General features: G+C 61.3%; 19 protein-coding genes. 10 read left to right on the top strand and 9 right to left on the bottom strand.

Annotated features, from left to right (window positions below):
• On the top strand, positions 1-265 hold a 265-nt coding region (locus tag HHL24_RS42035; RefSeq protein ID WP_169489046.1), incomplete at its 5' end, for an IS3 family transposase.
• 92 nt (positions 266-357) lie between these two features.
• On the opposite strand, the gene HHL24_RS42030 is transcribed toward HHL24_RS42035, so the two are convergent.
• Entirely contained in the window at positions 358-1,047 is a 690-nt protein-coding gene (locus HHL24_RS42030; RefSeq protein WP_169491149.1) for a response regulator, read from the bottom strand.
• A 265-nt stretch (positions 1,048-1,312) separates the two neighbouring features.
• On the opposite strand from HHL24_RS42030, the gene HHL24_RS42025 reads away from it, so the two are divergent.
• The 6 genes from HHL24_RS42025 (at position 1,313) to HHL24_RS42000 (ending at position 8,271) form a co-directional block, all read left to right on the top strand.
• On the top strand, positions 1,313-1,915 hold the full coding sequence (locus HHL24_RS42025; RefSeq protein ID WP_169491148.1) for a YbhB/YbcL family Raf kinase inhibitor-like protein: 603 nt from the start codon (positions 1,313-1,315) through the stop codon (positions 1,913-1,915).
• A 270-nt stretch (positions 1,916-2,185) separates the two neighbouring features.
• Positions 2,186-2,758 (top strand): flavodoxin family protein, encoded by a 573-nt coding sequence (locus HHL24_RS42020; protein ID WP_169491147.1) that lies wholly within the window; start codon positions 2,186-2,188, stop codon positions 2,756-2,758.
• Between the two features lie 290 nt (positions 2,759-3,048).
• Positions 3,049-3,996, top strand: coding sequence for an N-acetyl-gamma-glutamyl-phosphate reductase (argC, locus tag HHL24_RS42015; protein WP_169491146.1), 948 nt, complete (start codon positions 3,049-3,051; stop codon positions 3,994-3,996).
• A 489-nt stretch (positions 3,997-4,485) separates the two neighbouring features.
• Entirely contained in the window at positions 4,486-5,919 is a 1,434-nt protein-coding gene (locus tag HHL24_RS42010) for a DUF2957 domain-containing protein (RefSeq protein ID WP_169491145.1), read from the top strand.
• A gap of 98 nt (positions 5,920-6,017) precedes the next feature.
• Complete coding sequence (locus tag HHL24_RS42005; RefSeq protein ID WP_169491144.1) at positions 6,018-7,274, top strand: DUF2957 domain-containing protein; 1,257 nt, start codon at positions 6,018-6,020, stop codon at positions 7,272-7,274.
• A 172-nt stretch (positions 7,275-7,446) separates the two neighbouring features.
• Positions 7,447-8,271, top strand: a complete 825-nt coding sequence (locus HHL24_RS42000) for an OmpW/AlkL family protein (RefSeq protein WP_169491143.1) — start codon at positions 7,447-7,449, stop codon at positions 8,269-8,271.
• Positions 8,272-8,550: 279 nt separating this feature from the next.
• Here the strand turns inward: HHL24_RS42000 and HHL24_RS41995 are convergent, their stop codons facing one another.
• Complete coding sequence (locus HHL24_RS41995; protein ID WP_169491142.1) at positions 8,551-9,186, bottom strand: LysE family translocator; 636 nt, start codon at positions 9,184-9,186, stop codon at positions 8,551-8,553.
• An 81-nt stretch (positions 9,187-9,267) separates the two neighbouring features.
• Entirely contained in the window at positions 9,268-10,137 is an 870-nt protein-coding gene (locus HHL24_RS41990) for an NAD(P)-dependent oxidoreductase (RefSeq protein ID WP_169491141.1), read from the bottom strand.
• Between the two features lie 94 nt (positions 10,138-10,231).
• On the opposite strand from HHL24_RS41990, the gene HHL24_RS41985 reads away from it, so the two are divergent.
• The gene (locus tag HHL24_RS41985; RefSeq protein WP_169491140.1) at positions 10,232-11,017 is read left to right on the top strand and encodes a Mut7-C RNAse domain-containing protein; all 786 of its coding nucleotides are present in this window, start codon (positions 10,232-10,234) and stop codon (positions 11,015-11,017) included.
• 107 nt (positions 11,018-11,124) lie between these two features.
• Positions 11,125-11,403 carry a hypothetical protein gene (locus tag HHL24_RS41980; protein WP_120347940.1) on the top strand — a complete coding sequence of 93 codons (279 nt, stop codon included), beginning with the start codon at positions 11,125-11,127 and terminating at the stop codon, positions 11,401-11,403.
• Positions 11,404-11,559: 156 nt separating this feature from the next.
• On the opposite strand, the gene HHL24_RS41975 is transcribed toward HHL24_RS41980, so the two are convergent.
• Positions 11,560-11,772, bottom strand: a complete 213-nt coding sequence (locus HHL24_RS41975; protein WP_169491139.1) for a hypothetical protein — start codon at positions 11,770-11,772, stop codon at positions 11,560-11,562.
• A 226-nt stretch (positions 11,773-11,998) separates the two neighbouring features.
• Entirely contained in the window at positions 11,999-12,751 is a 753-nt protein-coding gene (locus HHL24_RS41970; protein WP_169491138.1) for an IclR family transcriptional regulator domain-containing protein, read from the bottom strand.
• 191 nt (positions 12,752-12,942) lie between these two features.
• On the opposite strand from HHL24_RS41970, the gene HHL24_RS41965 reads away from it, so the two are divergent.
• The gene (locus HHL24_RS41965; RefSeq protein WP_169491137.1) at positions 12,943-13,878 is read left to right on the top strand and encodes a DMT family transporter; all 936 of its coding nucleotides are present in this window, start codon (positions 12,943-12,945) and stop codon (positions 13,876-13,878) included.
• A 33-nt stretch (positions 13,879-13,911) separates the two neighbouring features.
• On the opposite strand, the gene HHL24_RS41960 is transcribed toward HHL24_RS41965, so the two are convergent.
• The 4 genes from HHL24_RS41960 to HHL24_RS41945 all read right to left on the bottom strand — a co-directional run.
• Positions 13,912-14,163 (bottom strand): hypothetical protein, encoded by a 252-nt coding sequence (locus tag HHL24_RS41960; protein WP_169491136.1) that lies wholly within the window; start codon positions 14,161-14,163, stop codon positions 13,912-13,914.
• Between the two features lie 780 nt (positions 14,164-14,943).
• Positions 14,944-15,630 (bottom strand): DUF2242 domain-containing protein, encoded by a 687-nt coding sequence (locus HHL24_RS41955; RefSeq protein WP_169491135.1) that lies wholly within the window; start codon positions 15,628-15,630, stop codon positions 14,944-14,946.
• Between the two features lie 177 nt (positions 15,631-15,807).
• Positions 15,808-16,449 carry a lytic transglycosylase domain-containing protein gene (locus HHL24_RS41950; protein WP_169491134.1) on the bottom strand — a complete coding sequence of 214 codons (642 nt, stop codon included), beginning with the start codon at positions 16,447-16,449 and terminating at the stop codon, positions 15,808-15,810.
• Positions 16,450-16,563: 114 nt separating this feature from the next.
• The coding region (locus HHL24_RS41945) for a cytochrome-c peroxidase (protein WP_169491133.1) at positions 16,564-17,448 on the bottom strand (885 nt) is incomplete at its 5' end.

The following is a 17,448-nucleotide window of genomic DNA, read 5'->3' as shown; positions in this document are numbered from 1 at the left end:
GATGCGCGCTTACCAGGCACTGCTCTCAGAGCGCAACCTGCCGCAAAGTATGTCGCGCAAAGGCAACTGCCATGACAATGCCACCATGGAAAGCTTCTTCGGCACCCTTAAATCTGAGTTCTTCTACCTGAACCGGTTCGAGAGTGTCGAGGCGCTGCAGGCTGGCATCAAAAAGTACATTCACTACTACAACCACGATCGCATCAAGATGAAGTTAAACGGGCTGAGTCCTGTCATGTACAGAACCCAGCCCTCTCGGCCCTAGCCGAAAATCGTCCAACTTTCCGGGGTCAGTTCAATGAGACAGGCGGCCTTTTTTTGTTGGACTCGTCCGGCCGGACAAAGGTACGACCGCGGCTAGGGCACGCTGCCGGTATCGTCGACCGAATGCGACGACAGATTCAGCAAGCCGTTGCTCTGCGCGTACTGGAACAACTCGGAATCGCGATCGATGCCGAGCTTGCGCATCGCCGTGTTCTTCTGCGTACTGATCGTCTTGATGCTGCGATTGAGCTGCTCCGCGATCTCCTTGATCGTCATGCCGGACACGAACAGGCGCACAACCTCGAGTTCGCGCCGCGACAGCATCACTTCTTCGTTCTTGCCGCCGGCATTCATGCGCAGCGTATCGAGCGACGCCTTGACGGACGGGCTCATGTATTCCAGATTGCGGCTGACGTGCTGCACGGCAAGCCCGATATGGCTCAGATCGTCCGATTTGTTGACGACCGAGGTCACGCCGAGTTCGCTCAGCCGTTTGAGCAAGGCGGCGTTTTCCAGCATCGTCAGCACGACAATGGGAAGGTCGGGGAAATTGCGGCGCAGATAGCCGATCAGCGGCAAACCATCGCCGTATTGGCCGCCTGGCATCGCCAGATCCGTGACGAGCACGTCGCAGGCAACGGTTTGCAGCACCTTGACCAGTTCGGTTGACTGTCGCGCACGCGCCACGACCTGCAGACCTGGAAACTTGAGCAAAGCCTGTTCGGCGCCGAACAGTATCACCGGATGGTCGTCAGCGACCACGACCCTGACTGGATCTTGCATTGCCCTCCCCTCGACAGATAAACCACTCTCCAAAACTTCTGACATGCCTTTCTATTCTTGGTACTTGAACTGATCGGGTACGCGGTCTGTATTCGCGCGGACAATTCCTCCGACTATAGCCGATTTCGCGTCTGCCAAGCCCGCTGGCGGCAACAATGATCCTTCGCAAAGCTAATGTTAGACTTGATTCGACCCTGGGGCACAAAATAGGGACAATAATCCTCGCGAGGACAACCGCCTCGCGCCCTGACAGGAGAACCGGCACATGCTCCCGCGTTGCCTGGTTGTTTCGCTTGCTTCGCTGTTCCGCCGAATATCGTCCCTCACCTGCGCGATGCTGGGTCTCGCGCTATTCGCGGCGCCTGGCACTCACGCACTCGCCGACGGTACGTTCACGCTGACCAGCGCCAGCTTCCATGCGGGCGGTAGCGTGGATGCGGCTCAGGTTTTCGATCAGGACGACTGCAAAGGCGGCAATCGTTCGCCGCAATTGACGTGGCGCGATGCGCCGGCCGGCACGCGCAGCTTCGCGGTCACGGTGTTCGATCAGGATGCGCCCGGCCGCGGCTGGTGGCACTGGGCAGTTGCTGCCATTCCGGCCACGGTCGACAGCTTGCCGGAAAACGCCAGCGCGTCGGGTTTCCTGAAGAAACTCGGCGCGGTCGAAGCGCGCAACGACTTCGATATTGACGGCTACGGTGGCCCCTGCCCGCCGCCCGGCAAACCTCATCGCTATGTCGTCACCGTTTATGCGCTAAGTTCCGCAGACTTGCGCCTCGCGCAGGGACGCCCGGCGCTCATGTTCGATCACGAGATCGGCACCGCCGCGCTCGGCAGTGCGCGGATAGTGGTCAACTACGGACGGTAGCGGCGCCCGTCAATCTGACGCGAACCGCATAGACTGCGACCTGAAGCGCGACTGGCACCACGCCGGGTGACGAACCCCGGTGAGTTGCGCCAGCTCGACGCGCGAATCGGCGTACAGGTTGCATCGCATTGCCGCCGCAGCGGAATTTCTGTCATCCGCGCATGCCGATGTTCAACCGAGCGGCGTAGGCGATGCTTGTCGATGTCGCGTCGCTGCATGCGCGCGCCGTTGCCGTGATTGCCCTGCTTTTTCATCTTGCCGGAGAGTGCCATGTCGAAGATCGTCATCGTTTATCACAGCGGCTACGGCCATACGAAGAAAGTCGCCGAGGCCGTGCTGGCGGGCACGCTCGAAGCCGGCGCGGACGCGAAACTCATGCCGGTCGGCGAAATCGACGACGCTGCCTGGGCAGAACTGGCGGCCGCGGACGCCATCATCTTCGGCGCGCCGACGTACATGGGCGGCCCGTCCGCCGACTTCAAGAAATTCGCCGACGCCAGTTCGAAACCGTGGTTCGGTCAAACATGGAAGGACAAGATCGCGGCCGGCTTCACCAACTCGGCGACCATGAACGGCGACAAGTTCTCGACGATCCAGTACTTCGTCACGCTGGCGATGCAACACAGCATGATCTGGGCGGGCACCGGCATGATGCCGTCGAACACCAAGGCGGCAACCCGCAACGACCTGAACTACGTGGGCGGCTTTACCGGCTTGCTGGCACAGTCCCCGGCGGATGCGTCGCCGGAAGAAGCGCCGCCCGCCGGCGATCTGGAAACGGCCCGGATGTTCGGCACGCGCATTGCCGGCGTGACGGCGCGGTGGAACGCGGGGGTTCGATAACGCAGTGTCCGAAGGCTCGCGTCGGGCAACAGCAGCCCAGTCGCGCGCGCTCGAGGTGGGCGCATGCGCTCTTCAGAACGCATGCGGCGCGGCCTCTAACAAGCGCCGTTAATCTGCCCGGAACCCGCTAGCATCGGCTTGCATCTGTCGCGTAACCCGTCACGCCGATGTCACTTTCGACGCGCATCGTCGTTTTTTCACCCCGTTTCGCACACCCGTCGCTATGACGTCTTAAAATAGCGTTCCGGCGCAGTGTCGCGCCCCGTTTCCAGCAAGCCAGTGAGATCGAGATGAGCACGAAAGTTTTTGTCGACGGACAGGAAGGCACGACCGGCCTGAAGATTTTCGAATACCTGTCGCAGCGCGCCGACGTGGATATCCTGCGTATCGAAGAAGCGAAGCGCAAGGACCTCGAAGAGCGCCGTCGTCTCATCAACGCATCGGACGTCACGTTCCTGTGTCTGCCGGACGTCGCCTCGCGCGAGTCGGCCTCGCTGGTCGAAAACGATCATACCGTGCTGATCGATGCCAGCACGGCCTTCCGCACGTCGGCCGACTGGGCCTACGGCCTGCCCGAACTGGCCCGCTCGCAACGCGAGCGTCTGCGCACGGCGAAACGCATCGCCGTGCCGGGCTGCCATGCGTCGGCCTTCGTGCTGGCCATGCGTCCGCTCGTCGAAGCAGGCGTCGTGGCGCCGGAGTTCGCCGCGCATGCTTACTCGATCACCGGTTACAGCGGCGGCGGCAAGAAAATGATTGCCGACTACGAAGCCGGCGGCAACGACAAGCTCAAGAGCCCGCGCCCGTACGCACTCGGCCTCACGCACAAGCATCTGCCGGAAATGGCGGCGCATACGGGCCTCAAGTCGGCGCCGGTGTTCACGCCGATCGTCGGCGACTTCTACAAGGGTCTCGCGGTCACCACCTTCCTCTCGCCGAACCAGCTGGCCAAGAAGGCCACACCGCAAGACCTGCAGGCGCTGTTCGCCGAGTACTACGCGGGCGAGGCCTTCGTGCACGTCGCGCCGTTCAATGCGGACGCGAACCTCGACAGCGGCTTCTTCGACGTACAAGCGAACAACGACACCAACCGTGTCGACCTGTTCGTGTTCGGCAACGAAGAGCGTTTCGTGACCGTTGCGCGCCTCGATAACCTGGGCAAGGGCGCGTCGGGTGCAGCAATCCAGTGCATGAACCTCGCGATCGGCGCCGCCGAAGAAACCGGCTTGAAACGCTGAACGGGCTCGAGATATAGACGGTAATTGGGCGTCAATCTGTAGAAAAGCCGGTCTTTGCAGACCGGCTTTTCTGTTTTAAAAACCTGTACTCAAAATCCCTCTTTCGCAGTTAATCAGTAGTAGCCCGCATTACTTTAAAAATAAAAATCGGACCGCTCCTCAACTGACGGTAATTCATTCCTCGAATTGACCCGCACAGCACAGTTTCCCGCATAGGGAAACTCCGGATTTTTTCTCGAACGGTCGTTCGAAGATGATAGAGCCATTTTGCTGTAACGCTTACCTGGCAAGGGTGTGCGGGGAAGCAACGGTGCCGCCGTCGAAGCCAAAATTCCTTTTCTGTTTAAAAGGCCCTCTAAGTCCCACGCAGGGTGCGCCCGGCAAAAATCGCACTGTTTGAATCGGCCTTTTTAGACGGCTCATTCAATTGACAGGCATTAAGTGCGCAGCGAAATTAGTTCGCACAATTACAGGAAGGGAGACACCAGCATGTCGCACGCCATTACTCGAGGCTTGGCGATGGCCATTGCCACGGCCCCGTTGCTCATCGCTTGCGGCGGTGGCAAGGCCGACAATCCTGGCCCGATCAATTCGACGCAATGCTCGGGTGCGAGCTGTGGTGTGCAAGGTCCGCCGACTTCGAACGCTGGTACTACCGCGCTATGTCCGGCCACTGCCGACATCGTGAAGACCACGTTCCTGGGCGGCGCAGGCAGCGGCGAAGTGGTGCAGGTGAACATCGACGCGACTGCAATGACTTACACGCTGAAGTGGCTCAAGTCGCCGATTCCGTTGACTAACGCCGACGTCACAATCACGCGCGAGGGCACGACGATCACTGGCACGGTCATCCATCCGCCGACCGGTGCGCTGCCCACCGCGGAGCAGATTCGTTGCGCTTTCATTCTCGGCAAAGGCACCGGCACGGCTGCTGCCAACGGCACGACCTACACGACGCCTGACTTCGTCAACAACCCGAACCCGCCGACTATCCTCGTTGGACAGGGCGTGGCCGGTGGTGGCATCCCCGGTGCGGATGTCGAATATGACGGGCTGACCATCATCCCAGGCGTCATCGATCATGTCGGCGCAGTGCCCGCCCGGCATTTCGATTTTTATCCGTTCCTCGGTTTTGCAAGCACGACGACAGACCTCACCAAGCTCACAGGCACTTACAACGGCCTGCTGTATCACCTCGTCCCATCTGGCTCGTATGCGGCAACGGCGACCAACACGGTTGAAACCTTCGATGCAAGCGGCAATTGCACCGGATCGAACACGCCCAACGCTGCCTTCACGCCGAGCCCGAGCGGCTGCCTCTCGACCGGCACGGCGTGGACGGCCAACAGCGCGGGTTACTTTGACAGCCAGAACGCGCCGCAGATCGGCACGCAACTGAAGCTGCCGCCGTCGAACCAACCAAGCGGTATATCGGCTCAGGCCCACATGATTCTCGGCCAGATCAATGGCGCGACCGTCCCGCTCGTCATCCGCACTGGCTCTGTGAATCTCGGAACGGCGATCCTGCTCCACGCCGACGCCAAGGTGGACGACGAGTCGGGCATCGCCATGCTCGCCGCAGCCACACCGCTCGCATCCGGCGGCTTCGACGGCGGCTATGTCGGCGCGGACTCGAACTTCAAGTCCACCGCCGCGCTGATCCAGGGCGGCGTCGGCACCTTCATCAACCCGTCGACTTCGGCAGCAGAAGACGGTTTCGGTTTGGGCTACGGCCTGCCGAGCCCCGGACTGGTCGGTGTCCAGCAGGCGAACGGGCAAACCGGCTTGGCGATTGCCTCCGGCGGACTGTACGCGATCGAGATTCAAGGCACGGTTAACGGTGGCGTGGCGCCGACTTCGCAGCTCAGCAGCACTGCCTCCAGCGCCCCCTATTTCGGCATCGGAGCGCAGATCAGCAAATAAGGAACGAAGGACCGGCAGTTCGCAGTACGAGACATAAATAGTAAAAGGTGGCCGGACTGGGAGCCGGCCACACACAACGAGAAAATTCTGGAGGCGGTATGAAATGGAGAATCCTTTCGGTGCTCGCTCTTGCAGCACCGTTGCTGGGGGCGTGCGGTGGTAGCGGCAGTGGGAGCAGCAACGGCGATGGACCGGTGACGGAAGTTCGCCTGTGCCCTTCGTCGCTCGACTACAGCACGGTGTTCACGGGCGGCGGCGGTGACGGCGAACTGGTCAAGCTGCAGATGGACACGACCAAGATGACCTGGCAAATCAGCTACATCGAATCCCCGATCCCGGCGACCACCGGCACCGTCATGCCGACGCGCGCCGGCCAGACCGCAAGCGGCACGCTGACTCAGGAAACCCTGCTGCCGACCGCCAAGCTCAACCAGTGTGCCTTCCGCCTGAACGGCGCGAGCCTCGACCCGAATCGTCCGGCGCGGATTTTCGTCGGCGAAGGCGTGGCGGGCGGAACGATTCCGGGGGCGGAAATCTCTTTCGGAGGGATTCTCGGCGTAGGCGCGGTGCCCGACACGACCTTCCCCTACTACCCGTTCATCGGTTTCTCGTCGATTGAAACGAACATCGCGAACGTGGCCGGTACCTACAACCAAGTCGGCTATCACCAGATTCCGTCGCAGAACTTCGCGCCGGTCGCGGTCGATTCGAAGATCACGATCAACGCGGACGGCACGTGGACCGAGTGCGACAACTCGGGCGTCAACGCAGGCACATGCCAGCAGCCGGGTACGAACCTCGTCCAGTCGTCTGACGGTAGCGGCGCGTTCGAAACCGACAACTTCCTGGGCCAGGCCAAACCGACGCTCGCGACGACGCCCAAGGCGCGCGGCTACATGATCGTCGGCAAGCTGCGCAACCAACTGGTTCCGATTCTGGTACGCGCCGGCGCAGCGGACTCGTCGGTGACGACGCCGGTGAACGGCTCTGTCGGACCGTACGCGGACGATGAATCGGGCATCTCGATTCTGGCGCCGCAAAGCTCGATCGCGGTGAACTCGCAAAACGGTGAGTACATCGGCGTGGATAGTCAGTTCGACTATCGCACCACCGCACTCGAAGGCACCCAGGCCACGCTGCTCGATCCGTTCAATGCATCGCAGGCATCGCTCGCGACGGCGCTGAATCTGGACTTCACGCAGACCGTGCCGGGTGTGGTGACGACGACGCAAGTGGGCGCCTCGACGGGCACCACGCCGACCGGAAAGATGATCTTCTCGGGCGGTGTCTTCGGCTACCTCGACCTGACCAACGCGGCCTCGCCGTACTTCACGATCGGCGCCTTCGTCCAGTAATGGACGCAGCACGCGTCGCCGACACGCAACGAGGCGTTCGCGTCCCGGCTGCTGCGCACAGCAATAGCGCGGCAGCCGGCGTCCACCGGATATCCAGCGCACCGGAAGGGCAGCGGGGCCGCCGTCGCTCGCCGCGCGCGACGAACGCAACGCGCGCCTCAGGAGGAACAACATGAAAAAAATCTTTTTCGCGATACTGGCCGCCTGCCTGTCAGTCAGTGCGCACGCACAACACGCGGGCGACAACGTCGCCGTGCTCGGCTGGTTCCACGTGATGCCGCAGGATTCGAGCACGCCGCTGACCACCAACGTCGCGCCGACGCCGATCAATACGCCGCTGCGTCTGCCGAGCTCGTTCACTTCGGCTGGCACGGGGCTGTCGACCAATACCGCCAATACCGTCGGCCTCGTATTCAGCCACTACGTTACCGATCACATCGCCGTGACGACGGTGGCGGGCGTGCCGCCGGTGTTCAAGATATATGGGCACGGCACCATCCAGCCGCCGGGACCGGCGGGCGCGCTCGGTCAGCAGAATCTGGGTGATCCGCAGGCCAATCCGATCGTGAAGAGCGTTCGCCAGTGGAGCCCGGCGCTGCTGTTCCAGTACTACTTCAATGCGCCGACGGCCAAGTTCAGGCCGTTCGTGGGCATCGGCGTGTCGTATAACTGGTTCTCCGACGTTCAGCTGAGCCAGAACTTCGTGACCGCGACGCAGAACAATCTCGGTTCAGTGCTGGCAGCGGGCGCGGGCAAGCCCGGGCAGACGCAGGTGTCGGCGAAGGCGTCGTCGTCCTGGCAGCCGGTGTTCAATGCGGGGCTCGCGTATAACATCACCGACCACTGGGGTCTCGTGGCATCGGTCACGTACATTCCGCTGAAGACCACCTCCTCGGTCATCATCAAGGCGGCGGATGGCACAGAATTGGGTGTCTCGAAGGCTGAACTGAGCGCCGATCCGATCATTTCGTTCCTGGCTGTCTCATACAAGTTCTGAGTTCGGCACAGATGCGACGAAGCCGGCGGCCCTGCGACAGGGGCCAGCCGGCTTTGCCTTTTCTGGAGAACGCTGGAAATTCGGGGCAAAAAAAAAGCCCGCCTAAGTGGACGGGCTGAATCCATATCAGAGGAGACATGGAGGAGACAAGACGAACTATAGCAAATGATTTGGTGCGTCGCAACATTCAAATTAGGGTTGACCCTCAGCGTTGTATAAATGCGACAACTATTACAACGCCTTGTGAGCGGCGTCGGCTGCTATGAGCCAGCCGTTCGCCTAATGACGCACCAGCGCCATCATCGCGCCGAAGCCGACGAACACGCCGCCCGTCAGACGATTGAACATTTTGGCGACGCTGCGGCTCTTCAACCTGGCGCCAATCCGCGTGCCGAAACCGGCGTACACCAGGTACCAGCTCACTTCGATGACCGCGAAAGTAGCGACGAGCACGCCGAACTGCGGCAGTTTGGGCTGCGCGGCGTCGATGAATTGCGGCAGCAGCGCTGCGGCGAACAGGATGGCTTTCGGGTTGCTGCCCGCCACCAGGAAGCCATTGCGAAACAGCGCGAGACGCGAACGTGCGGGCCTCGCGGACAGTTCATCGACCGCGCCGGCAGCGCCTTCGTCAGCCGGCGCCCGCCACGCCTTGATGCCCAGATAGACGAGGTACGCCGCACCGATCATCCGCAGTGCGTTGAACATCGTCGGCCACGCCTCGAGAAACACGCCGAGACCCGCCGCCGACACCGCCAGCATCAACACTAGCGCCGACAGGCAGCCGGCCATGGTCGCGCTGGAACGGCGCAGGCCGTGCTGGGCGCCGTGCGTCATCACCAGCAGCATGTTCGGACCGGGAATCGCGGAAACGACGAAAACAGTGGCGGCGAACAGCCACCAGGTATGCAGACTCATTGGGATCGGCGCAGAAAAGGATCGGGCGGCTATTATGCCCGCCTGATCCTTAAAGCGCGCGCCGCAAGCGGCCGCCCCCGCTCAGCGCCCTGCCCGCCGCGCCGCCACCTGCCCCAGCACCGCGAAGTCTTTTTCGCCGTCGCCATGCGCCACTGCTTCGATCAGGCTGTCGCGCACCACGCTCGCAACCGGCAGCGGCGTGTTGACCGCATCGGCGGCCGCTAGCGCAAGACGCAAGTCCTTCAATCCGAGGCGCGCCTTGAACAGCGCCGGCTCGTAACGCTGCTCCGCGATCATCTTGCCGTAGCCCGAATAGACCGGTCCTGGGAACAGGCCGCTCGTGATGACGTCGAGGAAATCCTGCATCGCGAGACCGTGGCCGGTCACGAGCGTGGCGGCCTCGCCGAGCGTCTCGACGGCCGCGCCCAACATGAAGTTGGCCGCGAGTTTCATCACGTTCGCCTGCTGCGGCAGCGAACCGATGCGCCAGGTTTTCTGGCCGATGGCGTCGAAAATCGGCTGCACGCGGTCGATCGACTCGGCCGGCCCGCCCGCGACAATCGTCAGCTTGCCCGCTGCCGCTACGTCGGGCCGCCCCATCACCGGCGCAGCGACGTAATGGACGCCGCGCGAGGCGTGCGCCGTCGCCAACTCCTCGGCCAGCGCTACCGAGATCGTCGCCATGTTCACGTGGGTCAGACCGCGCGGTGCGTGTTCCAGCAGCGACGCGGTGATGACTTCGCGTAGCGCGGTATCGTCGGCGAGCATCGAGAACACGGCGTCGCCAGCAAACGCTTCAGCTGGCGTCGCGACGATCCGCGCACCTGCGTCGGCGAGCGGCTGCGCGCGTTCCGGCGAGCGGTTCCACACGCGCACCTGATGCCCAGCTTTCAAAATGTTTGCAACCATCGCGGCGCCCATCTCGCCGAGACCGATAAAACCGATGTCCATCTGTCGCTCCGTCTTCTAAAGAACTGGAAGTAAAGCACACCCATGCGACACGTGCAGGACAGCGCGCAATTAAACACGGTGCGATACTGATGCGATGGTCACCGCGACATTCCGCTTCTACGAGGAGCTGAACGATTTTCTCGCCCGGCCCCTGCGCCGGCGCGCGTTCAGTTATGCCTGCGCGCACGGCGCCACCGCGAAACATATGATCGAGGTGCTCGGCGTGCCGCATACCGAGGTCGAGCTGATTCTGGTCAACGGTGAGTCGGTCGGTTTCAATCATCCGCTGTCCGACGGCGATCGCATCGCCGTTTATCCGAAGTTTGAAGCGCTCGACATCCAGCCGCTATTGCGCGTGCGCGAGCATCCGCTGCGCGTGGTGCGCTTCATTGCCGATGCGCATCTGGGCGGTCTCGCCCCGCTGCTGCGGCTGGCCGGCTTCGATACGCTCTACGACAACCACTATCCCGACGCCGATATCGAAGCGCTCGCCGCCGCGCAACAGCGCATCGTACTGACGCGCGACCGTGAGCTATTGAAACGCCGCACCATCACGCATGGCTGCTACGTACGCACGCTGCGGCCGCGCGAGCAATTGCGCGAAGTGTTTGAACGGCTAGATCTGGCCGGCAGCGCGCAGCCGTTCCGATTGTGTTTGATGTGCAATGCGCCGTTGCGGCGTATCGCCAAAGATGAGGTCGGCGATCGGGCGCCCGATGGCGTGCTGGAACGACATAACCAGTTTGTCACCTGCGACGTGTGCCGGCGCGTGTTCTGGGAAGGCACGCACTGGCAACGAATGCGTGCGCTGATGGACAGCGTGGCTGCTGCGCCGGAGCGGCCCGCCAGGACTCCGCTCGACGGCTCAAACTCCGTGTGACCTGAGCGCCGCGCCAACCCCGCTCGAGTGCGGAATCGCCGCCGCTGGCTCGACGCTCGGCGCGATGCGTACAATGCGGGATTACTTATCTGGCAGAGGCCTTCCGTATGGCGATGAAAAAGACCGACCTTGAAAAAAACAAGGCACTCAAGCTGAACAACGCGATGAAACTGTCGACCGCCGACCGCTTCGGCAAGGCCGCTGCCGCCGACCCGAAGCTCGATCGTCGCGAACAGCGCAAGCTCGACCAGGCGCAGGGCCTCGTCGCATTCGCCTGCAAGCTGAATGGCGATCTGGTCACAGAACTGAAAGAACGAGCCGCCACGCATCCAGAAGGCATGACTGGCCTGCTGAACGAGGTCATCAAGCGCGGCCTTGCGGGCTAAACCGCCGCCAAAAACTGCCGCCCAATACAAAAAGGCCAGAGCTTCTGCTCTGGCCTTTTTGCTGGCGACGTTTAACCGGCACTGCGCTGCACTCGCCGACTAGCGGCGCACAGAAGAGAACCAGCAGGGTTCGCCCGACGAAACCAAGCGTTGAGCTTAGTTTGCCGCGCCCTTGTCGTTCGTGCCGGCTGCCGAAGCTGCTGCCGAAACCGGAGCGCGCTTGCCGTGCGTCTTCAGCTTCTTGACGTGGTGCTTCTTCGGTGCGCTAGCAGCAGCGGCCGGCGCTGCTGCGTCCGATGCTTGTGCGAAAGCTTGAACGGAGACCAGCGCGATCGATGCGGCTGCGAGCGAGACGATAAATTTTTTCATGTGTTGTTCCCCAAACCTGGACGACTGAGTCAATGTGAATGAAATAGCTGCACGGTGAAGCAGACAGGGCTTGAGGCGCCTTACCGCTCCCCGCGGGAGAGTATTACGCAGCGTAGGCGGTTTGTCATGCGCAAAACTCGATATGTATTTTCCGCGAGACAGCTTACTTTCTAAATGCTTTCACTCAGTACGCATGTCGTATCAGGGAGATTACCTAATACCGCTTTTAGACCAGGTTTCGCAGCAAACTTGCGGTTTCCTGAAGCGTCGGCAGCACCCGGTGCAGCGCGGCATTCGCCGACTCCTGGCCGATCGGCATGCTCACGCTGATCGCAGCCACTACCGAGCCGTGCCGGTCGCGCAACGGCACCGCAACGCCGCGCATACCCAACTCCAGTTGTTGATCGGTGACGACATAACCATCGCGGCGGATTGCGCCCAGCACTTCGCGCAAGCGCTCGATGGTCGAATACGTGTGCGGCGTGAATACCTTGATCGGATAGGACGCCAGCCACTGCTCGATACTTTCCGGCGCCTGGAAGGCCAGCAGAATCAAACCCGCCGACGACAACGGCGCGCTCGCCCGCGAGCCCAGCACGAAACCGACCGCCATCGCCCGGTTCACGCCGTTGCGCGCGACATAGACCACGTCGTGTTCGTCGAGAATCGCGACCAGTGCGGTTTCCTGCAAGGTTGCGGTGATGCGCTGAAGAAACGGCTGCACGGTGCGCGGCAAGCGCGCCGAATCCAGATACGACTGACCGAGGCGCAATACGCGCGGCGCGAGCCAGAACAGCTTGCCGTCAGTATCCACATAGCCGAGTTCGCGCAGCGTCAGCAGATAGCGGCGCGCCGCCGTGCGCGAGAGCCCGGCGCGGGCGGCCACCATGGTCGGCGTCATGCGCGCGTGCTCTTCGTCGAATGCTTCGATGATCGCCAGCGCCTTCGCGGCGCCAGCGATCCAGTCTTTCTCGTCCATTGCGTCTGCCTGAAAGTCAGTCGGCCTGGTGGGTCAGTGATGTCTTGAGCCGTCCGGCCACTGCGCGATTATCGCGCGAGTCGATCATCGTACAACCGGCCGAAGGCCTATTTGAAATCCAGCGCATCTGCCCAGCCTCAGGTATAAGCCTTGAACGCCTTGTTAGAACAACCGAATTCGAAAAACTGCCTTTGAAACCTGACACACGCCAACACCTGCGCGCCAATCTGCTAATGCTGATCGCCGCCATGATCTGGGGCTCCGCATTCGTCGCGCAACGCTTGAGCCTCGATGCGATCGGACCGTTTCTGTTTACCGGGCTGCGTTTCCTGCTCGGCGCGCTGGTCGTGCTGACGATGATCGTCTGCGTGCGGCGCTCCGCGCTCGCGGAATTGTCGAAGCGCGAACCCGGCGGCGCACGCGAACTGCTCGGCGCCGGCGTGCTGCTCGGCGTCGTGCTATCCGCGTCGATTTCGTTGCAGCAGATCGGCCTGCAATACACGAAGGTCGCCAACGCCGGCTTTATCAGTTCGTTGTATGTGGTGATCGTGCCGTTGCTCGGCGTGCTGTTTCGTCATCGAACGGGATTCGGCACGTGGCTCGGTGCGACGCTCGCAGCGCTCGGCATGTACTTTCTGAGCGTCGACGACCACTTCTCGATCCTGTACGGCGACTGGTATCAACTTGCCGGCGCGGTGGTGATTTCCGTACAGATGATGCTGGTCGGCCGCTTCGCGCTGCGGCACGACACACTCATGCTGGCGCTCGTGCAGTTCGTGACTTGCGGGCTCGCTTGTCTCGTCGTCGGCCTCGTGATCGAACCGGTCAGTCTTGCAGTGATCGAGCGTGCCGCACCGACGATTCTGTACGGCGGTGCGCTGTCGGTAGGCGTCGCTTATACGATTCAGGTGGTCGCGCAAAAGTACGCGGCACCCTCGCATGCCGCGGTGATCTTCAGCATGGAAGGCGTTTTCGCCGCGCTCGCCGGGTGGCTTGTGCTCGGCGAAACACTGTCGGCGCGTGCGCTATTCGGATGCGCTCTCATGCTCACCGGTTTGATCGCGTGTCAGGTGATGCCTGCCCGGGGACGCGGGAGCGAACATGATCGCTTGCCTCACGCTTCGTGAGGGCTTAGGCAGTCGCTCGGGCGTCCACCGCCGTTAAGCGGCGCGCGGCTGCGCGAACATCTTGGGTGTATCAGCGGTGGGTGGAAACACACACCAGCAGCCGTCGTCGTGACGAAAGAAAAAGAGACTGCGCGATCCGGCTTCGAGAGAAGTCTCCACGCGCACATAACGCCTGCCGCCCAGACGGGTGCGGCTGAATTCGGTAACGTGAACCGGAACCGAAGGCCCCGGCGCCAGCCATTTCTCGACCAGAAAACGCAGTGATTGTTCGCTTGCGGCTCTCATGATCCGCTCCGGGCCGGCTTGTCGTGACTCGCCTCGCGTGCGGCTTCGTTGCTTTCGTCGCTGTCGGTGCCATCCTCGTCATGCTCAGAAGATGCAAGGGATATGGCCCGGTTTGTGGCCGCCGCCCGCAGCGTAGTGCAGTGGCTGGCATGTCTGATATCCGAGAGAAGACGGACTAGCTGTCGTGCTGTTCTGCGTTTCATTGCACACCCCCGCACTGCACCAATAACCTCACAAAACACTTTAACTGTATGCCTGGATAGGCCGTTGCCGAAATGGTTTTGACTAAATAGCAACAGTTGCGCTTGCAAAAACATAGACGCAATCTTTGTACCTTCCAGCTTCAATGTGCGCGTCCGGGGAGACCCGGTCTGTACGCTGGCGAGCGGATGGCATCGACCGAAAAACCGGATCCGCCACCTAGTAACGTTTGGCCCGATGCGCAAGTTATCCACAATTGCCTATGAATAACTTCGGGATAGCGTATCGGACAGCCTGTGTGCGAAATCTTGATAAGACGCGACGCGAGGCAAGCCCCGTCAAAGTTATCCCAACTTTGTAGTTTTTCTACAGACGTGTTCCGCAGGGTTATGGTTTTCGCATGACATTGATGTGACGGGGAAATCAATAGTTATCCACAGGATGGGTTAACCCTTGTTAACTATTACTACATATATATACGTATGAAGTAAAAGACATAGGATAAGTACCGCTGCGTGATGAGATCGAAGGCTGATCAGGTATTGATCGGCGTGAACGCCGCAGGTTTCGGCGGACGCTTCACGGCGCTACGCTGGCTCCGCTTGCCGGTTGCACCGAAGCAGCTTTATCGATTGCGTCAGGCATCTCGGGAAGAGGCGCGGGAATCGTCGCTTCGACCGGCACCGGCAACATGCGCGTCTCGATCCGGCTATTTGCAACGGGTTGTGTGCGTACCACCGTTTGCAAATAGTGATCGACGAGGCCGAAGAAGCGATCGTAGAACTTGCCCGACGGGATAGTCTCACTCGAAATCTTGACCATCGCGTCGCTGTTCGAGCGGATCGGCAACGACAGCGAACCCAGCACGCTTAGCCCGACGCTCGCCGACGTATCGCTTTTCTTCAGCGCAAAGCCGTTTTGCACAGCGTTGACGTAAACAATGCTCGTATCGCTCGCCTCCTCCCCCGGCGTACACACCACATGAAACTCGACAACGATGTGTGTATCGCCTGTCGGCTGGAAGTTTTTCGTGCCGTCGACGGTATCGGTGCGCGTCATCGTTGTCAGATAGCCCTGACTCAGCAGCGCGCGGCGCGCCGCCTCGCAGGTATCCGTGGTGCTCGAGTTGAAATTTCGGGCGTAAGGGCTCGCGCCCGTTTCGAACAATTCCTGCTGGAATTTCGGCTGCGGGGCGCTGCTGCAAGCGGCAAGTGTCAGCAAGCCGAGAAGCGAAGCGGCAGTGGCTTTGGAAAACGAGGTGAACATGGTCGATCGGAAGAGACGCGGCGTGAACTCGAATGGAAATGCATTGTAGAGCGGTTGCCAGGTGTGCGTAAAAAGCGCGCAGCGCGCCCCGCACGCGCCTTATGCTGCGCGACGATTCATTCCCGCTGCTTCAATGCGGGAACACGACAAAGAGGAAAAATCAGAGGGATCTGCTGCTTAGTGCGGCGCTGCAGGCGATGCGCTTCGCGGCGCCGCCGCGCCGTTCACGCCGGCGGCGTTGTCGACCGGTATCGTAAAAGCGTCGGCCCAGTTGCCCGGCGCCGGGCAACGGTCGGCCTCGCACATCCCGGCTTGTGCGTCCGGATGCGACGCGATGTCTTGCGGCCCGGCAACGTCGGCGAAATCTTCGACACGCAAGCTCACCTTCTGCGCGTAAGCTTGCGACCCGCCGTAGCTCTTGAGCGCCGCGTTCATGTCGCCGTTTGCCGAGCGCATGTAGCCGTAGAGGATTGCCGAGCCCGCTTCGATGTTGGCGGTCGGCTCAGTGAGGTCCTTGACGTTCCTCAGCAGCCCGCGATGGGCGCCCGGCACCACCTGCATCAACCCGGTCGCGCCGTTGGCGCCCTTGGCCTTTTCCTTGAAGCGGGATTCGATCGAGATGATCGCCAGCAGCAGGGCCGGCGGCAGTGAGTATTTCGAAGCGGCGGACTGCACCGCGTCCGAAATCTTTTGAGCCTTTTCCTTTGCCAAACCGAATTTCTGCGTCAGATACGCAGACATGCGGTCATTGTTTTCGTCGGCCGTTGCGGTTTGCATCAGGCCGAGCGAAAGCACGATCAGGCAAAGTAACCGGCTCATAACGGAGGGCGGGAAAGAAAGGGGATTCGCGCATTATAGCTCTGCCCCTAAAACAGGCACCAAAAGGCCGAATTTCGTCCTACAAAAGCTGGCCGACTGGCGTTTCCACGTGCGTTACTTCGGCTGCTTTGGTGTCGGCACGTAACCGTCGTTCAGCGTGGTGAGGAAAGCGGCGACGTCGTCGATATCCTGCTGCGACCACACGGGGCGCTCGCCCGCTTTGCGCGTAAGCGGCTCGTCGGTCGTGTCGACGTTCACGCGTAGTGCGACTGGCAGGTCGTCGAATTTATCGACCTTGCCGTGCGCGTCTTTCGGATACCACTTCGCCGGATTCGTGTCGCGCCGCACGTAGAAGCGCAACGCGTCCTTCAGCGTATGGAAGCGGCCGTTGTGGAAGAACACCTGCCGCGTCGCCGTGTTACGCAGCGATACCGACTTGAAGAGCCCACAGTTGCTTCTGTCGCTCGACTGATCGGTGCGCAGCGGACCACATAAGCCCATATCGAAGTACTTCGGATCCGTGTTCGCACGCAACTCGGGATTGCGTGGCACGCCGAGCGCCTGGAAGTTGAAGTCGGTGAAAAGCGGATGCGAGCCGTCGATACCTGATTGATCGATGTGGCAGGAGGCGCAGTTGCCGCCCGCCGGATTGTCGAACAGTTTTTTGCCTCTCAACTCCTGTGCCGTTAGTTGCAATTTACCGTCGAGGTAGTAGTCGAACTTGCTGGTGTACGGATGAAAACTCGGGTCTTCGAGTTCGAAGCGCTCGATGGCGTACATCGCCTGCGTGAACGCCTTGTTGGGATCGGTGAAGATGTTCTGGCCGAACACTTCCTTGAAACGCGCCGCGTAAGGTGCGTGCTCCAGTTTCGCGAGTACTGCCGCCGGATCCTTGTTAGCCATCTCGTTCGGATTGAGCAGTGGGAAACTCGCCTGATCGTGCAGACGGTTGAAGCGCCCGTCCCAACCGAAACCGCCCACCGGCGCGTTGTCCGTCTC

This window comes from Paraburkholderia polaris, from assembly GCF_012927345.1.
GTDB classification, from domain to species: Bacteria; Pseudomonadota; Gammaproteobacteria; order Burkholderiales; family Burkholderiaceae; genus Paraburkholderia; species Paraburkholderia polaris.
This window is presented reverse-complemented; position numbering and strand designations above follow the sequence as displayed.